This is a genomic window from Microbispora amethystogenes (assembly GCF_016863015.1).
GTDB lineage: Bacteria > Actinomycetota > Actinomycetes > Streptosporangiales > Streptosporangiaceae > Microbispora > Microbispora amethystogenes.
The window spans coordinates 1-20785 of sequence record NZ_BOOB01000024.1 but is presented as its reverse complement, the minus strand read 5'-3'; the positions used below and the strand labels follow the sequence as shown (position 1 = coordinate 20785).

Annotated in this window: 18 protein-coding genes and 3 pseudogenes; 13 read left to right on the top strand and 8 right to left on the bottom strand. The window is 68.1% G+C overall.

Going from position 1 to position 20785, the window contains the following annotated elements; all coding sequences use genetic code 11:
- Positions 1–60: 60 nt before the first annotated feature.
- A complete protein-coding gene (locus Mam01_RS17095) occupies positions 61–2256 on the bottom strand; it encodes a cellulase family glycosylhydrolase (protein ID WP_204286313.1) in 2196 nt (731 codons plus the stop codon).
- A 538-nt stretch (positions 2257–2794) separates the two neighbouring features.
- On the opposite strand from Mam01_RS17095, the gene Mam01_RS17090 reads away from it, so the two are divergent.
- The 7 genes from Mam01_RS17090 to Mam01_RS17060 all read left to right on the top strand — a co-directional run bounded on the left by Mam01_RS17090 (position 2795) and on the right by Mam01_RS17060 (position 9383).
- Entirely contained in the window at positions 2795–3304 is a 510-nt protein-coding gene (locus Mam01_RS17090; protein ID WP_204286312.1) for an NUDIX hydrolase, read from the top strand.
- Positions 3305–3552: 248 nt separating this feature from the next.
- A complete protein-coding gene (locus tag Mam01_RS17085; protein ID WP_204286311.1) occupies positions 3553–4584 on the top strand; it encodes an inorganic phosphate transporter in 1032 nt (343 codons plus the stop codon).
- Positions 4585–4628: 44 nt separating this feature from the next.
- The gene (locus tag Mam01_RS17080) at positions 4629–5033 is read left to right on the top strand and encodes an arsenate reductase ArsC (protein ID WP_204286310.1); all 405 of its coding nucleotides are present in this window, start codon (positions 4629–4631) and stop codon (positions 5031–5033) included.
- A 250-nt stretch (positions 5034–5283) separates the two neighbouring features.
- Positions 5284–5976 (top strand): hypothetical protein, encoded by a 693-nt coding sequence (locus tag Mam01_RS17075; RefSeq protein WP_204286309.1) that lies wholly within the window; start codon positions 5284–5286, stop codon positions 5974–5976.
- Between the two features lie 23 nt (positions 5977–5999).
- Complete coding sequence (locus tag Mam01_RS17070; RefSeq protein WP_204286308.1) at positions 6000–7229, top strand: metallophosphoesterase family protein; 1230 nt, start codon at positions 6000–6002, stop codon at positions 7227–7229.
- Between the two features lie 71 nt (positions 7230–7300).
- A complete protein-coding gene (locus tag Mam01_RS17065) occupies positions 7301–8746 on the top strand; it encodes an MFS transporter (protein WP_204286307.1) in 1446 nt (481 codons plus the stop codon).
- Positions 8747–8777: 31 nt separating this feature from the next.
- Positions 8778–9383, top strand: coding sequence for a class I SAM-dependent methyltransferase (locus Mam01_RS17060; RefSeq protein WP_204286306.1), 606 nt, complete (start codon positions 8778–8780; stop codon positions 9381–9383).
- Positions 9384–9616: 233 nt separating this feature from the next.
- Here the strand turns inward: Mam01_RS17060 and Mam01_RS37675 are convergent.
- A pseudogene (locus Mam01_RS37675) lies at positions 9617–9730 on the bottom strand (hypothetical protein); the annotation flags it as partial.
- Positions 9731–9833: 103 nt separating this feature from the next.
- Between Mam01_RS37675 and Mam01_RS17050 the strand changes: the two are divergent.
- Positions 9834–10442: pseudogene (locus tag Mam01_RS17050) on the top strand (sugar phosphate isomerase/epimerase family protein); the annotation flags it as partial.
- 76 nt (positions 10443–10518) lie between these two features.
- On the opposite strand, the gene Mam01_RS17045 reads toward Mam01_RS17050, so the two are convergent.
- The 3 genes from Mam01_RS17045 to Mam01_RS37360 form a co-directional block, all read right to left on the bottom strand.
- Complete coding sequence (locus Mam01_RS17045; RefSeq protein ID WP_204286305.1) at positions 10519–14136, bottom strand: RICIN domain-containing protein; 3618 nt, start codon at positions 14134–14136, stop codon at positions 10519–10521.
- Positions 14137–14697: 561 nt separating this feature from the next.
- Complete coding sequence (locus tag Mam01_RS17040; RefSeq protein WP_204286304.1) at positions 14698–15819, bottom strand: hypothetical protein; 1122 nt, start codon at positions 15817–15819, stop codon at positions 14698–14700.
- Between the two features lie 134 nt (positions 15820–15953).
- On the bottom strand, positions 15954–16076 hold the full coding sequence (locus Mam01_RS37360; RefSeq protein ID WP_275409017.1) for a hypothetical protein: 123 nt from the start codon (positions 16074–16076) through the stop codon (positions 15954–15956).
- Positions 16077–16223: 147 nt separating this feature from the next.
- Between Mam01_RS37360 and Mam01_RS17035 the strand changes: the two genes are divergently transcribed.
- From Mam01_RS17035 to Mam01_RS17020, 4 genes are read left to right on the top strand one after another with little or no spacing between them, the layout of a single operon-like run.
- Positions 16224–16361 carry a hypothetical protein gene (locus Mam01_RS17035; protein ID WP_204286303.1) on the top strand — a complete coding sequence of 46 codons (138 nt, stop codon included), beginning with the start codon at positions 16224–16226 and terminating at the stop codon, positions 16359–16361.
- Positions 16358–16588, top strand: coding sequence for a hypothetical protein (locus Mam01_RS17030; RefSeq protein WP_204286302.1), 231 nt, complete (start codon positions 16358–16360; stop codon positions 16586–16588). The genes Mam01_RS17035 and Mam01_RS17030 overlap by 4 nt, the downstream gene beginning before the upstream one ends.
- Complete coding sequence (locus Mam01_RS17025) at positions 16572–18227, top strand: ferritin-like domain-containing protein (RefSeq protein ID WP_204286301.1); 1656 nt, start codon at positions 16572–16574, stop codon at positions 18225–18227. The genes Mam01_RS17030 and Mam01_RS17025 overlap by 17 nt, the downstream gene beginning before the upstream one ends.
- Positions 18224–18964, top strand: coding sequence for an alpha/beta fold hydrolase (locus tag Mam01_RS17020; RefSeq protein WP_204286300.1), 741 nt, complete (start codon positions 18224–18226; stop codon positions 18962–18964). Before Mam01_RS17025 ends, Mam01_RS17020 begins: the two co-directional genes overlap by 4 nt.
- A gap of 764 nt (positions 18965–19728) precedes the next feature.
- On the opposite strand, the gene Mam01_RS37670 is transcribed toward Mam01_RS17020, so the two are convergent.
- Both Mam01_RS37670 and Mam01_RS37665 read right to left on the bottom strand, forming a co-directional pair.
- The gene (locus Mam01_RS37670; RefSeq protein WP_425563123.1) at positions 19729–20046 is read right to left on the bottom strand and encodes an integrase core domain-containing protein; all 318 of its coding nucleotides are present in this window, start codon (positions 20044–20046) and stop codon (positions 19729–19731) included.
- Positions 20029–20315, bottom strand: a pseudogene (locus tag Mam01_RS37665) (transposase); the annotation flags it as partial. The pseudogene Mam01_RS37665 and the gene Mam01_RS37670, both read right to left, overlap by 18 nt.
- Between Mam01_RS37665 and Mam01_RS17010 the strand changes: the two are divergent.
- Positions 20314–20580, top strand: coding sequence for a hypothetical protein (locus Mam01_RS17010; protein ID WP_204286299.1), 267 nt, complete (start codon positions 20314–20316; stop codon positions 20578–20580). The pseudogene Mam01_RS37665 and the gene Mam01_RS17010 sit on opposite strands and share 2 nt — an antisense overlap.
- 64 nt (positions 20581–20644) lie before the next feature.
- On the opposite strand, the gene Mam01_RS17005 is transcribed toward Mam01_RS17010, so the two are convergent.
- Positions 20645–20779, bottom strand: a complete 135-nt coding sequence (locus tag Mam01_RS17005) for a carbohydrate-binding protein (protein ID WP_275409024.1) — start codon at positions 20777–20779, stop codon at positions 20645–20647.
- Positions 20780–20785: the final 6 nt, after the last annotated feature.

The following is a 20785-nucleotide window of genomic DNA, read 5'->3' as shown; positions in this document are numbered from 1 at the left end:
GCCCGCGCCGGAGACGGGGGCCGCGGCCGATGTGGCCGCGACCCCCGTTCGGTGTGTTGGTCAGGTGGTGCTTCCGGTCACCGTGGTGCCCGACTTGGTGATGTAGTAGGTGATCTTCGTTCCACTCCAGAAGTGGAAGGTGAGGGTGACGCGGCCGTCGTTGACCTCGGCGAAGAACTCGGGTTTCAGGATGATGGTGTTCGCGGTGTAGTCGGGCTGGAAGCTCGCCCAGAACTCCTTGTACGAGGTCCAGTTGGCCGGTCCGGCGGGGCTGCCGTCGGCGTACTTGGCCTCCATCGTGGCGAGCTGGTCACCGCGGAACTGGGTGGGGATGGAGAACGAGGACGTCGTGCCGGTGGCGGCGGCCTGGGTCGGCGGGTCGGAGGTGATGATGCTGATCTGCCAGGGCGCGCCCTGGGAGAAGCGGGCCTCGATGGTGGCGTTCACGCCGTAGGCCCGGTTGCCGGCCAGCCGGGTGAGGGCGGCCGCGGTGAGGGTCAGCGTGGTGCCGGACACGGTGTAGTCCGTGCCGTTCACGAGGTTGGTGCTGCCCTGCCGCAGGCCCTGGAACGAGGTGCCGTTGAGGTTGAGCGTGAGCGACCTGGCGGTGATCGTGCCGCTGCGCGGGAGATACACCTGGTCGGAGGAGGCCGTGCCGGATCGCACGGTCCAGCTGGCCTTCATCATCTCGTAGATGCCCTGGTCACGCCATCGCAGCGCGTTGCGCTCCAGGAACGAGCCCGCGTCCCAGAGCATGGTGGTGAGCTTGCGGATGCGGGCGTTGTAGCCGACGGCCTCGATGTACTTCAGGAACTCGCCGCGTTCGATGATGCCGGGCCGGGTGTAGTCGTAGGCGAGTAGCGCCCACTCTCCGATGATCACGGGGATCCCGCGGGACACGAACGTGTTGTACACCCGGTCGAAACCGCCGACCAGGTCGCTCTCGACGTTGCTGTCGTAGCGGGTGCCGCCGGCGATGTTGGCGCTGAACGGCCACCACCCGTAGAAGTGCACCGTCGCGGCGAGGTTGGGGTCGCGCAGCTGGTTGAAGGTGCCCGTCAACGCGTCCAGCCGGGCCTGCTCGGAGCTGGTGTAGAGGGTGGGCAGCACGAGCAGCCGGGTGGCGTTGCCGCCGCCGGACGCGCGCACCAGGCGGACGAACGCGGTGTTGAGCTCGTTCAGCACCTGGTCGCTCTCGCTGTCTCCCGAGGTTCCGGTGAACTGCGGCTCGTTGATGCTCTCGAACACCAGCTTCTGCGAGTAGTCACGGAACGTGCCGGCGAGCTGCCGCCACAGCGCGTTGTACCGGTTCATCACGGTCGTACGGTCGCCGGGGTACCCGTTGATCCACTGCCAGGAGTCGTGATGCAGGTTGATCATCACGTAGAAGCCCTCGGCGAGCGACCAGTCGACCACCTGGCGGACGCGGCTCAGCCAGGCCGCGTCGAGGGTGTAGTCCGGCGCCGCACCGTGGTGGTTGCTCCAGGTGATCGGGATCCGGATGCTGTTGTATCCCTGGGACCGCACGTAGTGCAGCATGGCCTGGGTCGTCGGCGGGTTGCCCCACGACGTCTCGTCGGGGATCGCGTCGAAGGTGTTGCCCAGGTTCCAGCCGGGCTGCATGGCGGCCACCCTGGCCATCGCGTCGCCCGGCTGCGGGGACGCCGAGGGCGAGGGAGACGGCGACGGGCTGGGCGACGCCGAAGGCGAAGGCGAAGGCGAGGGGGACCGCGACGGGCTCGCGGACGGCGACGGGCTGGGGGAACGCGACGGGCTGGCCGACGGCGAGGGGCTCGGCGACGGCGAGGGGCTCGGCGACGGCGAGCCGACGTTCCCGGTGCACGTGACGCCGTTGAGCGCGAAGGCGGTCGGCGCGGTGTTGGCGCCCGACCACGACCCGTTGAAGCCGAAGGAGACCGTCGCGTTGGTCGCGATGGCCGCGTTCCAGCTCACGTTGACAGCGGTGACCTGCGCGCCCGACGAGGTGATCGTGGTGTTCCACGGCTGGGTGACCTGCTGCCCGGAGGGGAACGTCCAGGTGAGCTTCCATCCGTTGATCGGGTCACCGAGGTTGGTGACGCCCACGTCGGCGGTGAAACCGCCCGGCCACTGAGAGGTGACCGCGTACGCCACGCGGCAGCCCGCGGCCGCCTGGGCGTTGACGGCCGTCATCACCCCCGCCGGCAGCAGTACGGCCAGGGCGCCGGCGACCATGCCCACCCACAGCCGCGCTCTGTGTAAGAGCCGCAGATTCAAGAGTGGCCTCCTTTGTCTTCTCTCACAGGTCTTGTCGTGGCGGACGGCAGGCTGCGTGGGATCGCTCTCGGCAGCCGCATCAGGACGTGCCGATGAACGTCGGAACATGGGTGTCACTACCGTCGAACCGGTTCGGGTACGTTGAGACGCGAAAGTAGGTCGATCTCAGCTACGCAACAACAAGTTGATATGGCGCGAAACATAGCATCGCGATTTGCGGGAGTCGTCCCCTGCCTCATCGCCACCGAGTCGGCACATGGGTAGCCCAACCAGGGCGATCCTGGTGGAGAGGGTCGCGCTCCTTTCCCGCTCCACGTCAGCGGCGTGATCACCGCTCCCCCGCCATCTGTTCACGAGCCACGAGGGACAGAACGCCAGAAACTTTCGCGAACCGGAAGCTGAAAGTTTCAGTTGCAGGTGACCGCCGCGGCGATCACTCAACCGCTCCCCCTGTACGCCGCTTGTGCGCCCTCGGGAACGCTCCGGTGACGGATTCCTTCCCTGCCTCGCACCGCCGCCTCCCCCTAAGATCGGCAGGGTGACCGTCCCCGCCACGCGAGCCAGCGCGCGCGTTCTGCTGGTCGACCGCGACGATCGGCTCCTGCTCTTCCGTTTCCGGGCCACCGACGATCTGCCCGCCTCCCACTTCTGGGCCACGCCCGGCGGCGGTGTCGAAGACGGGGAGACCCTTGCCCAGGCGGCGGCGCGCGAACTGTTCGAGGAGACCGGTCACACCCTCGCTCCGCAGCGACTGGGCCCGGTGGTGGCCGTCTCCTCCGGGCCTGCCCGGTTCGGCGAGTTCACCCTGCAGGCCGTCGACTCGTTCTTCTTCACCCGCCTCGACAGCCTGACCCTGGCCCCCCTGGACCTGGAGGCCCACGAACTCGAGGCGATCGCCGGGCACCGCTGGTGGACCGTCCACGAACTTCAGACCACCTCCGACCTCGTCTTCCCCGTCGGCATCGGCGCGCTTCTGCCCCGGCTGCTCGCCGGCGACCTCCCCGCCGAGCCGGTGCAGCTGCCCTGGCGGCCGTCCGTCACCCGCTGAGGTCCCCGAGAGCCTCGGAGCACGCGAAGGCGTCCCGGCGCTATTGCCGTCGGACAGACGAACAGCGATCATGAACTCGGAGTGACGAAACGGTGAACGCCGAACAGGCGGCGGCGCCCGATGCGCCGGCTTCGAGAATCGCTTTTCCTTCCGACGTGTAGTCCTGCTGACGTGTGGTCCGGCCCAGCCGTACCTCTTGCCGCGCGCGCTTTCCCTCACGAGCACCACTACCCCCCGGAGGCAGACGCATGGAAGTGCTCGTACTCTTGCTCGTACTCCTACTCGCCGCCGCCAACGGAGCGAACGACGTGCCGAAGGGCGTCGCCACGCTCGCCGGCGCGGGTGTGACGAAAATCCGCACGGCCATCGCATGGGGCACGGTGGCCACCGCCCTCGGCTGCCTCGTCTCGCTGACACTGGCGTCGAAGATGACCCAGCTCTTCTCCAAGGGCATCGTCTCCGCCACGCCAACCCCGGCTTTCACGGTCGCGGTGCTGATCGGAACCATCTTCTGGGTCGTCCTGGCCACGGTCCTGAAGTTGCCCGTCTCCACCACCCATGCCCTGGTGGGCTCGCTTCTCGGCGCCGGGAGCCTGTTCGCCGGCTCCTCGGTCGAGTGGAGCGGACTGCTCGGGAAGGTCGTGCAGCCGCTGCTGCTGAGCATCCTGGTCGCGTACGCCATCTCGGCCGTGCTGGGAATCATCACCCGGAAGGTCGTGACGATCCGTACCGCGAGAAGGGAAAGGGCCCTGGCTCCGGTCCCGGACGGTGACGCGGCGCCGGTCGCGACCGTGACGGAACAGGCCGAGCCGACCAGGGCACAGCAGGCCATCGGGATCGCCCACTGGGCGACAAGCGGCCTGGCGAGCTTCGCCCGGGGCCTCAACGACGCCCCCAAGATCGTTGCCATCGGCTCCTTCGCGCTGGTGGGCGGGATGACCCCGACCGGCCTGCTGTTCGCCGTCACCGCGGCCATGGCCGTCGGAGGTGTCGTGGCGGGCTCCCGCATCGCCAACCGGCTCGCGTACTCCGTCATTAAGATTCCGCACGTCGAAGGTTTCACCGCCAACCTCACGACCGCGAGCCTCGTCGGACTTGGTGCCGTACTGGGCCTGCCCATGTCGACCACGCAGGTGTCGGCGGGAGCCATCTCCGGCATCGCGGCCAACGATCTTTCCAGGCTCAACAAGAAGACGGTCCGTGACCTCCTGATCGCATGGTTGTGCACACCGCCCGTCGCCGCCGCCGTGGCCGCCGGGGCGTATCTACTTCTCTCGTGACGCGGCAGATCTGCCCGCTCCCCGAGCGATCGAAGGGACCAGCCATGCCCCCGATGCCCAGCGTCCTGTTCGTGTGCGTGCACAACGCCGGTCGTTCCCAGATGGCGGCCGGTTGGCTCGCTCATCTGGCCGGCGACCGCGTCCAGGTCCGTTCAGCCGGGTCGGCGCCCGCGGAGCGGGTCAACCCCGCCGCCGTCGACGCCATGCGCGAGGTCGGCATCGACATCGGCGCCGCGACGCCGAAGCTCCTCACCGCCGAGGCCGTCCAGGCGGCCGACGTGATCATCACCATGGGCTGCGGTGACGCCTGCCCGGTCTTCCCCGGCAGGCGGTACGAGGACTGGAAACTCGACGACCCCGCCGGGCAGGGCATCGACGCCGTGCGCGTGATCAGGGACGAGATCCACGACCGGGTGAAGGTTCTCCTGGCCGAACTGCTGAAGCCCTGACGCGCCCGGCGCCCGGGCACGCCTCGTCGGCGCACCCTGCCCGGAGGATCGGTTCCGGCAACAAGTTGCCTGGCAACTTGTTGCCCGCAACCGGCGCTTCACCGATGACCTGCACAAGAACGAGAGTGATGACATACGGCCGGTCTCTTTTGGGCGACGAGACCGGCCCGCACCGACGGGAGAACCAGGTCACCCCGCGAGGCGACGACGTCCTGTCTCGCTTACCTGTCCTACGACTCGGGAGATCCTCATGCAGTTCGATCACTCTGCGGTTGAGCAGGTTCTGGCCAATGTCGAAGAGCTCGGTCTCGTCAGCGAAGTGGAGCGAGGCGAGATCCTGTCCGTGCTCACACCGGAGTTCCCCTACGCGACCATGCTGCGGTACACCGATTCGGTGCACGCCCACGTCAAGGTCGACGACGTCGACGCGCTGCCGCACGGCAAGCTCAAAGAACTCGGCTATCGCCCCGAGAACGCCGAGCCGGGATACATCAAGTACTCCACGGACGCGGCGATCAATCTCATCTTCTCCTCGATCCCCATCTCGCAGGACGACAACATCCCCGGGGCCGTCACGCTGTCGAAGCCGTTCATGGACCATGTCGGCATCGACATGCGGGACGAGGCCGCGCAGACGTTCGAGGCGTTCGAGGAGGTGCCGGCGCGGGCGGCGGAACTCGGGTGGCGCGAGGTCCCGCAGGGAGGCTCGACCCCTGTCCACTGCTGCCACACGCAGGTGAAGTCGAAGCACTGGGTCTACCCCCCGGAGACGTGGCGGGGCTGGCGGCGGCCGATCGAGTTCGCCTTCGGCACGCTCGTGATCTTCGACAAGAAGATGGGATGCGACCTCCGCCCGCTTGACCCCGGTCACCCTCTGGCGCAGCAGAGTGCTCCGTGCTGCGGCGCGCCCGCCGCCGAGACCGCCGACGCGTCAGCCGAGTAAGGGGGAAAGACGAGGCCGGGCGAATGAGGATCGCCGTCTGCGGTGGTGTCTATTCCAATCCCTGGGCTCTTCGTGCGTTCATCGACGACGCCCGCCGGAACCACGCCGATCGCCTGTACTGCCTCGGAGATCTCGGCGGGTACGGCGCGGAGCCGGACGCCGTATGGCCGCTGCTGACCGGCAACGATGTCATCTGTGTGGCCGGCAACTACGACGTGGCCATCGCGTCGGGTGCGGAGGACTGCGGCTGCGGATATCGAGACCCCCGTGACCAGGAATACGCCGAGATGATGTACGACTTCACCCTCCGCACCACCAACCGCCGCTTCGCGGCGTGGATGGGGACGCTTCGCACGGAGCGGCGGGAGAAGCTGGATGGCTGCGACGTGCATTTCGTGCACGGCTCGACCACGGGCCTCAACGATTTCTGGTGGGAATCGCTGCCCGAGGCGGAGCATCGCCGCCGAGTGGAGGCGAGCGGCGCCGACGTCATCATGTGCACGCATTCGGGACTGCCCTGGATCAAGCGCATCGGAGACTGTCTCGTGGTGAACGTCGGGGTCATCGGGCGGCCCGCCAACGACGGTGACCGGCGTGTCCGCTACGCCCTGGTCGACATCGATGACGGAGTCGCGCGAGCGCGGATCATCCGCCTGCACTACGACTGGCGGTCACACGCCGAGGCGTTGCGCCGGGCGAAGTTCCCCGAGGCGTTCGCCCGCACCGTGACCACGGGCTGGTGGACGACCTGCCTCGAGGTGCTGCCGACCCGCGAAAGAGCCAAAGGACGTTTCCACCTGTACGACTCCAGCGTCCCCCGGCTGCTGGAACCTCTCGGCCTGGGCGAGGACGCCTGGCCGGACCCCGATCCCTCGATTCCCGTCCGATCCCTGTGGGGCTCCCCACTCCTGCCGGATCACATCTGGTACACCCGCCCACCGATAGGGGTCGACGACCTGACCGAGGCCGCGGCCGGCTGTGCGATCTCACACGTGCGGCCTTCCGACGGGCACTCCCCCGTCATGCGCTATATCGGCGAGGCACGCCGGCCGCTCCCGGAGCTGACCCTCACGGATCAGGGCTGGTCATGGCACCCGCGGCTCACCTCCGAACCGCCGTTCCTCGCCCATCCGGCCGAGATACCGCCGCTCGCCGCTTTCGTCGACGCCGCCCGAAGCGGAGCGGTGGAGGTTCTCCTCGAGGAACTGCAGGCGCAGAACCTGCTGCTGCCACCCAACTACTGCGCCGGCTGACTGAGTGCCGCCGGCCGGCCATCGTCCGGCGACGTAGCCGTACGCCCACGTACCGGTTCCAAAGGGAGAGCATGACCACCTCACCGGACGCCCTCAGCGCGGAGTCGATCGGCACACGACTGGATCGGCTCCGCTGGAGCGGCACCCATCTGTCCATCCTGATGGCGCTCGGCGCGGGATGGCTCTTCGACTCCTTGGAAGTCAACCTCGTCGGCAGTGTCATCAATCCACTCAGCGAGCATTTCCAGGCGACGGTCGAGCAGTCGTCCCGGATCTTCTGGGTGTGGTTGCTCGGCGTGCTGTTCGGAGCGCTCGCCGGAGGGGTGCTCGCGGACCGGTTCGGGAGGCGCCGGCTCTTCCTGGTGACTCTCCTGTGGTACAGCGGATTCACCGTACTGACCGCCGCCAGCCCCAACCTGGAGGTGCTCTACGTCCTCCGCTTCCTGACGGCGCTCGGCGTCGGAGCGGAGTACGGGATCATCAACGCCGCCATCATGGAGTTCATGCCGGCCCGCGTCCGAGGTAGGAGCGCGGCCGCGGTGATGAACTTCTGGTCCATAGGCGCCATCGCGAGCGGTTTCATCGCCTTCCTGCTTCTCAACACCTTCGCCCTCGCCTCGGCCGTCTCGTGGAGATACGGCTTCGCGCTCGGCGGGATCCTGGCGCTGCTCGTGTTGTTTTTCCGGCGCCGCCTTCCCGAGTCTCCGCGGTGGCTGGCCGCGCAAGGACGGGTGGAGGAGGCCGAGGCGATCCTGCGGAGGATGGAGCGGAGGGCGGGCGTCGACCCCGACGCGTCCGTCCCCGGGGACGCGCCCGAAGCCCCCGCGACGACGCATCGGTCGGCCCTCGCCGAACTGGTCCGCCGCTATCCTGGGCGCCTGCTGCTCGGCTGCGTGCTGGACCTCTCCGAGGCTTTCGGGTACTACGGGCTCTCCGCGCTTCTGTCCATCGTCGTCCTCAAGCAGGTGCACTACACGGACGCGGAGATTCCCTTCTTCTTCATCCTGGGAAACGTGGGCGCCCTGATCGGGGGCATCGGCATGACCCTCGCGTTCGATCGCCTCGGGCGACGATGGTCGGTCGGCACCTTCTACGCGCTCGCCGCGACGGGCATCGGCGTGCTCGCGGCGGCGACGTCCACCGGCGACAAGGGCCTGGTCCTCGCCGCCACCATGCTGGCGAACGCCGTCGCCACGGGAGCCTGGACCGCCGCCTATCCGACCTTCACCGAACTGTTCCCCACGCACCTGCGAGCCGCCGGCATCGGCACCAGCGTCGCCGTCGGACGGATCGGCGCCGCCTACGGGGCTCTCTACCTGCCGACCCTGGCAGTCCAGATCGGCGCCACGGCGAGTTACGTCCTCATCGCGGCCTTCTGGAGCGTCGGGGCCATCGCCATGATCGTCTGGTCCGTTTCCGGCGGCGTCGACGGAGCGCGGCAGCCTCTCTCCGCGCTGAGCGCCGGGGCCCGCGGCCCGGCCGGCCTGAGCCCGTCCGCCGGCCCCCTCACGAAGTAGGCGGGCTCCAGGCGTCCGGGAGAATGCAGGTATGGCTGAACAGAGCATCTGGATGCGGAAGGTCGCCGCCGACCCCGATCACTCCACCTGGTTCATCGAGCGCTTCCGCTCCATGGCTCGCGCCGGTGACGACCTCGCCGGAGAAGCCCGCCTCGTGGACGCCATGCTGCCGCGCCACGCCCGCATCCTCGACGCCGGCTGCGGATCCGGCCGGGTCGGCGGCGCGTTGGCCGAGGCCGGGCACGACGTTGTCGGGGTCGACGTCGACCCGGCTCTGATCGAGGCCGCCGAGCAGGACCACCCCGGCCCGCGATGGCTGGTCGGCGACCTGGCCGAACTCGACCTTCCCGCGCAGGGCGTCACCACGCCGTTCGACGCCGTCGTCTGCGCGGGGAACGTGATGACGTTCCTCGCGCCGACCACCCGTCGTGACGTGCTGCGGCACTTCCGTACGCACCTCGCGCCGGACGGCCGGGCCGTGATCGGCTTCGGCGCCGGCCGCGGTTACGAGTTCGACGAGTTCTTCGCGGACGCGGCGGCCGGCGCGCTCGAGCCCGACCTGCTGCTGTCCACCTGGGACCTGCGTCCGTTCAGGAAGGACTCGAGCTTCCTGGTCGCGCTCCTCCGCCCAGCCTGACAGGCGCGAACCGTCACCGCGGCTTCGGCGAGGGTCTGCCGCATCTCGTTTGGCGGCGTCACACGCCTCATGGGCCGGTGCACCCGCAGGACTGCACGGAGGGCGTGTCGCCTGCCGGCTAAGCGCGCTGGAACTGCCACCAGTTCACGTTGAACAGGTAGCCGCTCCCGCCGGTGTACTTGATGGGTTCCCGTCGCACCCGTGACCGTACAGGAGACCGTCGTCCAGTTCTGCCAGCCATCGGTGCCGGGGACATCGCACGTGCCCACCTGCGGCGCTCCGGCGGTGGTCATGTTGATCGTCGGGATGGTGCCGTCGGCGTTGTACGCGAACTTCTCCGCTGCCACCGAACGGGTGAATCCGCCGCCGCCTGGCAATGCGCCATTGTGGTAGAAGAAGTACGAACCGCACGTAGTTGCTGTGCCTGATCCGTACGGCCTGCGGGTGGCCGACAACCGTGCGGCGATCGACGAGGCCGCCGCCCTGGACGCCGCCTGCCTGGCGCTGGTCGTGGGCGCGCTTCCCGGGGTCTCCCCCGGCGGCTCTCCGCGTCCGGGCTTCAGCCCCGACCTGGCCGAGGCGCGGATCCGGGTCGCCGAGGCGCTCGCCCTGCTGGCGCCGTACGCGGCCGATCGTGGTGTGCGGCTCGCGCTGGAGCCGCTGCACCCCATGTACTGCGCCGACCGCGCCGTGCTGTCCACCCTCGGCCAGGCGCTCGACCTTGCCGAGCGGTACCCGGCCGAGCAGGTGGGCGTGGTGGTCGACTCCTTCCACGTCTGGTGGGACCCCGAGGTGCCGACGCAGATCGCCCGGGCCGCCGGCCGGATCGCGAGTTACCAGGTGAGCGACTTCCTGGTGCCGCTGCCCGCCGACACGCTGCTCGGCCGCGGCATGATGGGCGACGGCGTCATCGACTTCGGGCCGCTCACCAGCGCGGTGGACGCCACCGGCTACCGCGGCGACATCGAGGTCGAGATCTTCAACGCCGACATCTGGGCCGCCGACCCCGACGAGGTGCTCGCCACGATGAAGCGCCGTTTCGCCGCGGCGGTCTGGTGAGGCCGAGACAGTACTCGGTTGCCGGTTGCCGGTTGCTGGTGGGCGGTCAGGCGTCGGATCGGCCCTGCCGTGTCTGTCACTGAGTGACCGGGTCGAAGGCCCACAGGTCCACCGGGAGGCCGGGTGCGCGTGCGCTGAGCGTCAACGGCTGGTTCTCGCCGTGACCGGCCAGGTACACGCTCTCGCCGGAGGCCGTGTGGTTGCTCAGGAACATCCCCGTCCCGTTGAACGTCGCACACCACTCGTAGCCGTCGTCGTTGGGGCGGAAGGTGTTCAGCGTGACCTTGTTGCCGTCCTGCGGCAGTGCCTGAGTCGCCGTCGCGTTGACGTACTTCCCGCCGTAGGCCAGGTAGTAGCAGTAGTCATCGCCGGATTTGTCCGCGTAGATCGTGGTGAACCCTTCGTTGCCCGCTTCCGTGTCGTAACGCACGTCCACCGAGGTGCCCTCCTCAGTGCGGCCGTCCGCGACGGTGACCATCAAAGGCGGGTTGGACTCCTTGAGCAGGATCTCGTCCACTCTCGGCGCCTCGGTGACGGGGTCTTGGAGGAACCAGCGCTGGGCGGCCGAGTTGTCGAAGTCGCGAGCCGCCAGCGCCTCACCGCTGCCGAGAGACGTGAGCATCTGGTGGCTGACCATGTTCTCCAGGGTCCACGTTCCGTCGCCCTGATCGACGGGGAGCCAGAGCTGGTTGGTCTCCTCGTTCGGGCTCAGCACTGTCCGCGCGTCGCGGGCGCCGTCTCGCTGACCCAGATAACTGTTGCCGTCGACGGCGATCAGGCGGTAGTAGCCGGGGAACTCGGGCACGACGTCCAGGCTGAACGTCTGCATCGGCACAGCGGCCCGGTTGAGCGGCTCGTCGGTGACCTGGGAGGTGTAACCGCCGTAGGTGGCCACATTGGTGGTCCTGGCGTTGCGGAGCACAGCCCGCGCCGGAAGCCGCTTCACCGGCCGCGACCTCTCCCTCGGGGGTTCCGGCAGGTTGCCGAACTCGAACAGGACAGGATAGTGGTCCGACCTTACTTCCTCGTCAGCCCGGGCTATTCCCGTGGCGCGGGGTGCGTTGTCGCCGGTCGGGGCGACCGCGTAGTCGAGGATTCTCGGCGTGATGGCCTGCGGCTGCTCGGGCTCGGGATCCAGGGGGTCCGGGACATATGGCTCAGGGTCCGGCCGAGTCGGATGGGTCGGCTGCCCCACGGACGAGGCCATCACCTGCCACTGCCCGGGTTCGTCCCGGGCGAGCCGGTCGTACAGGGAATTCTGTGCGCCCGGATAGGGGAGGCGGTTGTAGTCGCCGAGCGCCACCCAGGGCAGCGGCGTGTTGTTCGGGCCTGCGGTGGCCATCCGGGCCCGGATGTTACGCAGTAGCTGGGGATCGTCGTTGCCGCTCCCCGACCACCCGTGCACCGTGAAGTAGACGACGCCGTCGACGCGGACACCGAGCGCGGGCCGGCTCGTGGCGATTCCGTTCCCGTCGACGAACCCCGGGACGACGTACACATCCTCCGGGGCGACCTGGCTGGCGGTTGCTATGGCCAGGTTGACGCGGTTGACCCCGTTGGGGGATGTGTCCGTGTTCAGCCAGTACAGATAGGCCGCCGGTCGGCTCCGGGTTCCACTGATGCGGTACTGCCGGACCGGGGGGCGTATGGGGTTGCCCACGTAGTCGAGCGCCCGGGTATAGGCCGTCTGCTGGATGTCTCCGGCCTGCCCCAGCCACCTGTCGCCTGTTTCGCCTCCAGGCGGAGAGCCGGCCTCCTGCAGGAGCATGATGTCGGCCTGGTATCTCTCCATCATGCCGAGCACGCCCTCGTCGTACTTGGATTCGTACTCGCCGGCGTCGTTGGTGGTGCCCGCGCCCTGCATGTTCCAGGTGATCACCTTGCGGCTGTGGTTCTGGCGGGGGTCGATCTCACCGCCGGTGTCGCGCAGGAACAGCGAGTGCCGTTTGCCGACATCGAGGGTCACCACTCCCTGCCCGCTGTAGTCCAGTTTCTCCCGTCCGGTCCAGTCCGCGATCGCCTGCCCGTTCTGGCTCAGCGGCCGGAACCGGCTCGGGTCGGTGTTGCCGGAGCCGAACTGGAAGGCGGTACCGGTTCGCGTGCCGTACGGCGCGTACCGTACGAACGGTCCGCCCTCGGTCTCCTGCTTGATGAGGGTGTTGTTGTAGAAGACGTTCTGCGGACCTGAGGAGCCGGCCCATTTGCCGGCCTTGGGGCCGGCCGCCCACCAGATCGGATACCAGGTGCCCTCGTCCATCTCGCCGCCCTCGCCGCCGCAGTTGGCGGTGCAGCTCGCCGAGCGGTGCTCATAGGGAACCGTCACCGTGTTCTGCTCGAAGAGGTTGTGATGTTCCCAGCCGCCGTGGAGGTTCAGGTCCGCGTCGAGGTCGTTGCGGAAGGCGACGTTACCGCTGGCGGACCACTGGAAGGTGAAGTGGCGCAGGTTGCGGCTGATGTTGTAGGCCCACAGTGAGTCCCACACGCGACTGCCGCGCAGGTAGCCGTTGCCGCCCTTGCCCTTGTTCCAGGCGCCGTCGAAGCTGTTGCGCTCTATCTGCACGTTGCGCGCCGCCTCGGTGACGATCGGGTGTGACCCGGTCATCTCGGCCTTCAGCCCGCGCGCCCAGCTGTTGGCGGCCCATTTGAAGACGATGCCGTGCATCGCGTACTCGGGGGCCAGGTTGCCGTAGTTGTTCTTGGCCTGATCGGGCGTCAGCGAGTAATGTTCTTCGCCGCCGATTTTCGGCAGGCCGTTCATGTCCTGGGTGAAGGCGAAGTTCTCGAAGCCGACACCTTCGACCACCTTCAGCGGGGTGACCTTGCTGGCGTACGGCGTGCCGCTGCCGTTCAGCGGTTCGGAGCCGTCCGATTCGGAGTTGACCGGCAGGTCCCACTCCAGCGGCCGGTCCAGCGTGATCGTCCTGGCCGTGGCATCGATACGGGTGATCCGGAACATCTCCTGGCGCATGTGGAGCGCTTCGATCATGCTCGGGTCGGTGACGCCCTGCTGCGCGTAGAACTTCTTGCTGTTGGCCGCGCCGACCCAGGTATAGCCGCCTAGTCTGAACTTGGTCATGTCGGCCTTGGCATCGAGCCGCACGACGTTGCCGCCCTCTCGGGCCGAGAAGCCCGGATCGCCGGTGGCGGCGGCGAGCTTGAAGCCGGAGGCCCAGTGCTGGTTGATGCTGCCTTCGAAGAGGTCCTTGCGCATGGGGAGACTCGAGGCATGCTCCCAGTCGTCCTTGTACCGGGTCGCTATTTCCCGAGTCTGGACCCGGAAGATGCCACGGCCGGGCCATATCCAGCCGCCGTTGCCGATGTCGGGGGCGGTGCCGGCCGACATGCTGTCCTGATCCCAGCGGCCGTTGATCGTCTGGTCGTAACGGGTGCTGAGATCGGGCCGGAACACCAGGCGGGTTCCGCCTTCGCCGGAGCCCTTGCCCTTGATGACCAGGTAACTGGCGTCGACGTAGATCTGCTTGGATATGTCGATCCGCCCGTACGGCAACTCGATGAGCGAGAGCCGGTGGAAGTTCGCGTTCGGCGAGCAGTCGCTCTTGATGTCGTCGATCGCCCTCTGCAGGCCGACGGTGTCATCGATCCCGTCGTCCCCGATCACCTCGTACTTGGAGGCGAGCTCGCCCGGAAACATAAGGCAGGAGGCAGCACTGGTCAGGTCCGAGTTGGTGGGCAACTCCTGACCACCTCGGTATCCCACACGCGACCAGTCCGGCAGACCAGCAGGCGGGGTCCCACGGTTGGCGTAACTCAGATCCGGTCCGGGCGCCCCCGGTCCGGCAGGCGGCGGGGCTTCCGCCGCGGCGGGTGCGGTCACAGGCGCCGCAGGAGCGAACGCCGACGCTGCCGGGGTGATCCCCGGCGTCAGTAGTAAGAGCAGCAGGCCGGACACAACGGCCGCCGCTGGTCGAACCGGTCTCACACGACCTCTTCTTCGAGTCATTGTTTCGTCCCTGCACATGGGGTGAAAGTCAGTCGGAGCGCGACCGCATGTTGTGTGGCGCGGCGGAACGTGACGTGATCTCGGCGTGGTTGAGCGCGCCTGGCGACCGAGGTTCGTCGTCATCAAATGAGAAGGACGGTCTGACGCCGACGCCGGGCATCGGCGTCAGGACCGGGCGGCTGGGGTGGGGTGCGCCGGCCAGGCGCGAACAAGACTCCTACCTGCCACGCTTTGAGGTCTTCGCAGGAACGGCGGCGACTCGTGGCGACGCCGTCCGGCCAAGCGTCTATCGGCTCACCACTGCGGGGGCGACGGCGTGGGCATTGCCGCGAAGTCGTAGACCTTCTTCCACAGCACTCCACTCTCGCCGCCGCCCGAACCGTTGATGACGTAGTAGAGATCAGTACCGGCTATCACGGCCAGCGGAGTCCTGCCGGGTGAGAGTGCGAAGCTGTTCTCTTCGTAATATCCACTCCACCCCCCGTCGCGCGAAATGATGTAACTGCCGATGGTGTTGTCGCGGTCCTCGGTGAGGGTGATGACGCCGTAACCGTTTCGGGAGAGCGCGACGGAGGGGCCATTCCTCGTGTAGCCAGGGGTGCCTGTGGCATAAACCCGGAACGGATTCGTCCAGTTGCCGGTCCCGTACCGCTGCCGCGACATGTACACATAGTTGTCGGTACCCGTGAAGGCGAGAACGACCTGGTTCCAGGGAGCAGGGTCGTTGTTGTCGGTGTCCACCTGGGCGGCCAGTCCCGGCGCGTCCTTACTCTGCGCGCCCGGAACCACGCTGGGAGCGCCGTAGGTCGCGGTTTTGCCGTTGTAGTACATCGTCCAGATGTCGTCGTTGGACTGGCTGTTCCAGGCGAGCATGAAGGAGTTGTCGGGGAGCGCGGCAGCCGCCACGGGCTCGGTGTTGGTGGTGCGCGTGTCGTTGGGGATCCTGGTCCAGTCGGGCAAGGTGCTGGGCAGTTGGTAGCTCGCGCTCAGCTGGATGCGGTGCTGGTAGACGTGGCCCTCGGTACCGGTGTGGAAGATCCGGAAGTTTCCGCGGATCCCGTCGTCGGTCCAGATCACCCTCGGAGGCGTCCACGTCTGCGCGTTGGGCAGCGAGTACGCGGGCCCGTTGTTCAGCGAGATCCAGATGGAGTCGTTGTCCGCACCGCGCCAGGCGTGAAGGATGTTGCCGCGGTTGTCGCGCGCCTCCCCCGGAGTGGACCTGCTGGTGATCCGCCCGCCGGCATAGGTCACCGGCTGCCAATCGGCTCCCTCGCCGGGAAAACCCCAGGAACTGGTAGAAGCGCCACCATCCTCGGCCGGGGTGCTGATGACTTCGGTCGAGGGGTCATCGGCCAAAGCCGGTCCTGTCATTCCACTCAGAGCCGTGGTGGCAGCGGTCAGCGTCACCGCCGCCATCCGGAATAACCTCTTCCTGTTGACCATTTGTTCTCCCGAATTCGTCGTCCGGATCGACCTCCATCGCGCCCTTGGGTGCGGAGGCAACTGACCATAAAGACAAGACGGGCATATCGCGTGTGACATGACGCTCGTCACATCACGTCAAACCGCAGGGATCTGGGCTCGCCGAAGTCGATGCGCAGCGACTCGACCATGGCCATGGCGTTGTCGACGGTGAAGACGTCGGCGGCGGCGAGAACGCCGGCGGCGCTCATGCGCGAGATCTCGACCGTGGGAAAGCTCGTCGAGTGCGGATCTTGTCACAAGTGCCGGGACTGTTTTGTCTTAGCTGGCGATCAGGCCACATCACTGAACGGGGGAAGTTGTTGTGACCGCGTTGGCGATGGCCGCCGAGTTCGACGATGTCGCGGGCTGAGCCCGCCTACGCGCTCGCTGCCCGCCAGGAGTCCTTCGCCCGCCTGTTCGCCACCGGCCAGATCGCCGTCCGTCTGACCCACGCGGTCAGCAGGCCGGCCGTACAACCCATGGAGGAGACATGAGTACCCCGAACGGGGAGAACGAGTTCCTGTACGAGCTCCACGTCGAGATCGAGGAGGAGCTGATCACCGCCGAGGCCAGCCACCCGGAGGAGGAGATGGGGCGGCCGGTCACCGAGTGGCCGTACGACCCGACGGACGTCGAGCGCGAGAAGATCGCTCTGCGGGTGCTGCGCGACTCGGTCGAGGTGCTGGAGGACGGCTCGCGGCCGGGTGGCGACGTTGCCTGAGCCGCGGATCGACACGCTCGCCAGCCTCCGCGAGCACCTGCAGTGGGCGATCGAGCTGGAGCACGCGACGCTGCCGCCGTACCTGACCGCGCTGTACTCCCTCGACCCGGAGCGCAACCCGGCGGCCGTCGAGGTGGTGAGCAGCGTCTTCGTTGAGGAGATGCTGCACCTGGCACTGGCGGCGAACCTGCTCAACGCCGTCGGCGGCGCCCCGCGGCTCGACACGCCCGAGATGCTGCCGTCTCACCCCCGCAAGCTGCCCCACAGCGACCTCGAGCTGTCACTGGTGCCGTTCGGCCCGGAAGCGCTGGAGATGTTCCTGCGCCTGGAACAGCCCGCACCGCCCGGCGCCCCGCCGGAGGACGACAACTACGAGACCATCGGGCAGTTCTACGCCGCGATTGAGCAGGGGTTGCGCTACTTGTGCGACACGCTCGGCGAGAAGGAGGTCTTCTCCGGCGACCCGGCCCGGCAGGTGAGCGGCGACCACTTCCGCCATACCGGCGGCAGCCTGGTCGCCGTCACCGACCTCGCCTCCGCGCTGGGCGCGCTTGAGGAGATCGTCGAGCAGGGGGAGGGCACCGCCCGCAGCGAGGTCTGGGACGGCGACCAGGACGAGGTCGCCCACTACTACCGCTTCATGGAGCTGAAGCTCGGCCGCCGCTACCGTCGCGGGGACACCCCTGAGTCCGGGCCCACCGGCGAGAAGCTCTCGGTGGATCTCACCGGGGTGTTCCTCCCGACACCCAACCCTGCGGCTCGCACCGCGCAGGAGGAGTTCAACCACACCTACTGCGCGATCCTGCACCTGCTGGAGGTCGCCTTCAACGGCAGCCCGAGGATGCTCGCCGTCGCTACCGGGGAGATGTACGCACTCAAGGCCCAGGCGCAGGAGCTGATGCGGCTGGGCAGCCCCACCTTCGAGTACGTCCCGCCCGAGCTGCGCCGCTGGAGCGCGGGCGACCACCGGCGGATCGTCGTGCTCCGCAACGGGCCATATGTCGTGTACGGCCGCATCCCCCTGCGGCGCAAGCGGAAGATCGTCTCCGCCGAGCAGAAGAACGCGCTCACCTGGAAGACCGGCGAGCCGCTGGAGACCGAAGAGACCTACGCGCTGTGCCGCTGCGGCCATTCGCGCGCCAAGCCGTTCTGCGACGGCACCCACGCCGTGATCGGCTTCGACGGCACCGAGGCCGCGCCGATGCGGTCCTACCGGGAGTTGCAGCACGTGCACGACGGCGTCGGCATCTCCGCGCGGCGGGTGGGCGAGCTGTGCATCCACGCCGCCTTCTGCATCGGCCGCGCCAGGCCCATCGCCAAGATGCTCGACGACACCGCCGACAGCGACGTGCGCTCGGACATCATGGGCCGCATCGATCACTGCCCCTCCGGCTCCTACAGTTACGCCCTCGAACGCGGCGGAGAGACGATCGAAGCCGACCTCCCGCGCGCCATCTCGGTGCTGGAGGAGGAGGACGGCCTGGCCAGCGCGCTGTGGGTGACCGGCGGCATACCCGTCACCCGGTCGGACGGCCGGCCCCTGGAGACCAGGAACCGGATGACGCTGTGCCGTTGCGGCCACTCCGGCAACAAACCGCTGTGCGACGGCACCCACCGCGAGATCGGCTTCCACGAATGAACAACCAGAAAGGCAATCCCGTGAAGCAGCCCGTCATCCTTCTCGTCCACGGCGCCTTCGCCGAGTCGGCCAGCTGGAACCGCGTCATCCAGCGTCTGCACAGCAACCAACTCACCGCGGTCGCCGTGGCCAACCCGCTGCGCAGCGTCGAGGGCGACGCCGCCTACCTGCGCGACGTGATCGCCGGCATCGGCGCTCCCGTGGTGCTGGTCGGCCACTCCTACGGCGGCATGGTGATCAGCCAGGCGGCGGCGGGCAACCCGGCTGTGCGTGCCCTGGTCTACGTCGCCGCCTTCTCTCCCGAGCCCGGCGAGAGCGCGCTGTCGCTGTCGAGCAAGTTCGAGGGCAGCACGCTCGGGCAGGCGCTGCTGCCGTACCCGGTGGCCACGGGCGGCAACGAGTTCCGCATCGATCCCGCCAAGTTCCACCACCAGTTCTGCGCCGACCTCGACGACGAGGAGGCCGGGCTGATGGCGGCGACCCAGCGGCCGGTGACCGAGCGGGCCCTGTCTGACGGCCTCTCCGTCGACCAGGCGCCTTGGCACACAATCCCGTCTTGGTTCGTGCACGGTGAGAAGGACCTCAACATCCCTGCCGCCGCGCTGCGCTTCATGGCCGAGCGCGTGGACTCGCACGGCACCCGCGAAGTCGCCGGCGCCTCCCACGCGCTCGCGGCCTCCCGGCCCGACGCCGTGACCGCGACCATCCTCGACGCCGCAGACCACGCGCGAGGCTGACCCGGCTGGCCGTCAACCTGGCCCAGTCGGCGCGCGTGCGGCGCGAGTCCTACATCGGCCCCTGGCTGCCGGAACCCGTCGGCACCAGCTTTGACCCATCGTCGGCGCGGAACGCGGCGAAGCGCTGGAGCCGGCCGTCCTGCTGGTGATGGAAAGGCCCAACCCCACCGAGCGCGCCGCGTAAGTCCTGCGCGAGGCCTTCGACTACCTCTACCCGCAGATCGCGGAGATCCTCCGGCTCACCCCCGGTCAATGTCAGACAGATCGTGAGCCGCGCCCGCGCCCTGGAGAAGCTCTTCGCCGCCGACGTCGTCAGCTCCTCCGACGGCGACGGCTCAGGGGATCGTCGAAGTTCCCCGTGCCGGGCAGCGAGCGGGTGGCCAGGTTCGTGGCCGCGTTCTCGCCATGGTTCTGGCCGGGCGCAGGTGAACGACCAGGTCCCTTCCACGGACCACGACTACGCGAGCACAAGAAACGGAAAAGCCGTGATCACTTTGTCGTGATCACGGCTCCGACCTGCTAGAACAGTGTCGGGACGGCGGGATTTGAACCCACGACCCCTTGACCCCCAGGCAACCCAACTGGCCCACCCTTGCAGCACTAAAGCCACCCTGAGCTGGGAAAACAATCCCTGCTAGTCCGTCACCATCCGCACACGTCCGGGTGCGTGGTCACTCAGTTAGTCACTCAAAAGGCCTCGTCACCCTCGGCTCTCCCGGGCGCCCCCGCCGGTGTTCTGAAGCGCTCCGGGTTGGGTGGAGGCTCTATGGGCTGACTCCAGCCGGTTGGGGCTGGTGCTGAGCGTAGTCGTTGGTCTCGTGTTCGGTCGGCGGGATATGCCCGATTGCGGTGTGCAGGCGCTGATGGTTGAACCAGTCGACCCATTCGGCGGTGGCTACCTCGACGTCGGATAGCCCTTTCGAGGGCTTACGTGGCTTGATTGGCTCGGCCTTGTATAGGCCGATCTGCGATTCCATCAGCGCGTTGTCGAGGGCGTCGCCCACGGTGCCGATGGAGGCGTCGATGCCGACCTCTATCAGGTGGGCGGTGAAGGTGAAGGAGCCTAAGGACGCCGCCTTCAAGATCTCATCGGCGCGTCGCAGCTCAGCGACCTCCGCCCGCAGCCGCTTAATTCCCTCGGCGCCTCTGCCGTAGTCGTTCCCGGCCGCTGGCCTGCGTCGATCTCGGACCGGCGGACCCACGTGCGCACCGTCTCAGCCGCGCCGATACCCAGCTTCGCCGCGACCGCCTTCATCGCGGCCCACTCCGTTGGGTAGTTCGGGCGGATCTCGGCGACCATGCGTACCGCACGCTCGCGAAGCTCTGCCGGGTAGGCGGGCGGACGTGCCATGACTCGATCCTCTCAGGGAATCGAGCCTCCATCAGACCCCGAGCGCTTCAGTGAGCGTTACCGGCCCCACGCACGCCGCCCTATTGACGGCGCGTTACCGGCGGCCAGGAGGGCGTTCACCCTCGACCCCGTCCACGAGGGCAGGTCCATGGCCGGGCTGATCGACCTCGTCCGCGACGGCGACATCCCCAAGGGGGCCAACGTGCTGTACGCCCACCTCGGCGGCCAGCCCGCTCTCAACGCCTGCAGCGGCGTCCTCCGCTGACGCGCTCTGGCGGTGGGCCGGTGGTGCCCGTCCGATGCCTCGGACGGGCACCACGCCGGTTCGGTTACTTGGTGATGGTGATGGTGTCGACGTCGAACAGGGAGCCCGCTCCCCCGGTGAAGACCAGGAACAGCGGCCCGGAAGCCGACCCGCTCAGCGTGGTGGACACGGTCGTGAAGGTATCCCAGTTCCCGGTCACCGGGAC

Excerpts from the sequence above, each read along its gene's own strand:
- Mam01_RS17030 (WP_204286302.1), top strand. The coding sequence starts at position 16,358 with ATGAGTACCCCGAACGGGGAGAACGAGTTCCTGTACGAGCTCCACGTC.
- Mam01_RS17020 (WP_204286300.1), top strand. The coding sequence starts at position 18,224 with ATGAACAACCAGAAAGGCAATCCCGTGAAGCAGCCCGTCATCCTTCTC.
- Mam01_RS17070 (WP_204286308.1), top strand. The coding sequence starts at position 6,000 with ATGAGGATCGCCGTCTGCGGTGGTGTCTATTCCAATCCCTGGGCTCTT.
- Mam01_RS17080 (WP_204286310.1), top strand. The coding sequence starts at position 4,629 with ATGCCCCCGATGCCCAGCGTCCTGTTCGTGTGCGTGCACAACGCCGGT.
- Mam01_RS17065 (WP_204286307.1), top strand. The coding sequence starts at position 7,301 with ATGACCACCTCACCGGACGCCCTCAGCGCGGAGTCGATCGGCACACGA.
- Mam01_RS17040 (WP_204286304.1), bottom strand. The coding sequence starts at position 15,819 with ATGGCGGCGGTGACGCTGACCGCTGCCACCACGGCTCTGAGTGGAATG.
- Mam01_RS37360 (WP_275409017.1), bottom strand. The coding sequence starts at position 16,076 with ATGAGCGCCGCCGGCGTTCTCGCCGCCGCCGACGTCTTCACCGTCGAC.
- Mam01_RS17085 (WP_204286311.1), top strand. The coding sequence starts at position 3,553 with ATGGAAGTGCTCGTACTCTTGCTCGTACTCCTACTCGCCGCCGCCAAC.
- Mam01_RS17035 (WP_204286303.1), top strand. The coding sequence starts at position 16,224 with ATGTCGCGGGCTGAGCCCGCCTACGCGCTCGCTGCCCGCCAGGAGTCC.
- Mam01_RS17060 (WP_204286306.1), top strand. The coding sequence starts at position 8,778 with ATGGCTGAACAGAGCATCTGGATGCGGAAGGTCGCCGCCGACCCCGAT.
- Mam01_RS17010 (WP_204286299.1), top strand. The coding sequence starts at position 20,314 with ATGACTCGATCCTCTCAGGGAATCGAGCCTCCATCAGACCCCGAGCGC.
- Mam01_RS17075 (WP_204286309.1), top strand. The coding sequence starts at position 5,284 with ATGCAGTTCGATCACTCTGCGGTTGAGCAGGTTCTGGCCAATGTCGAA.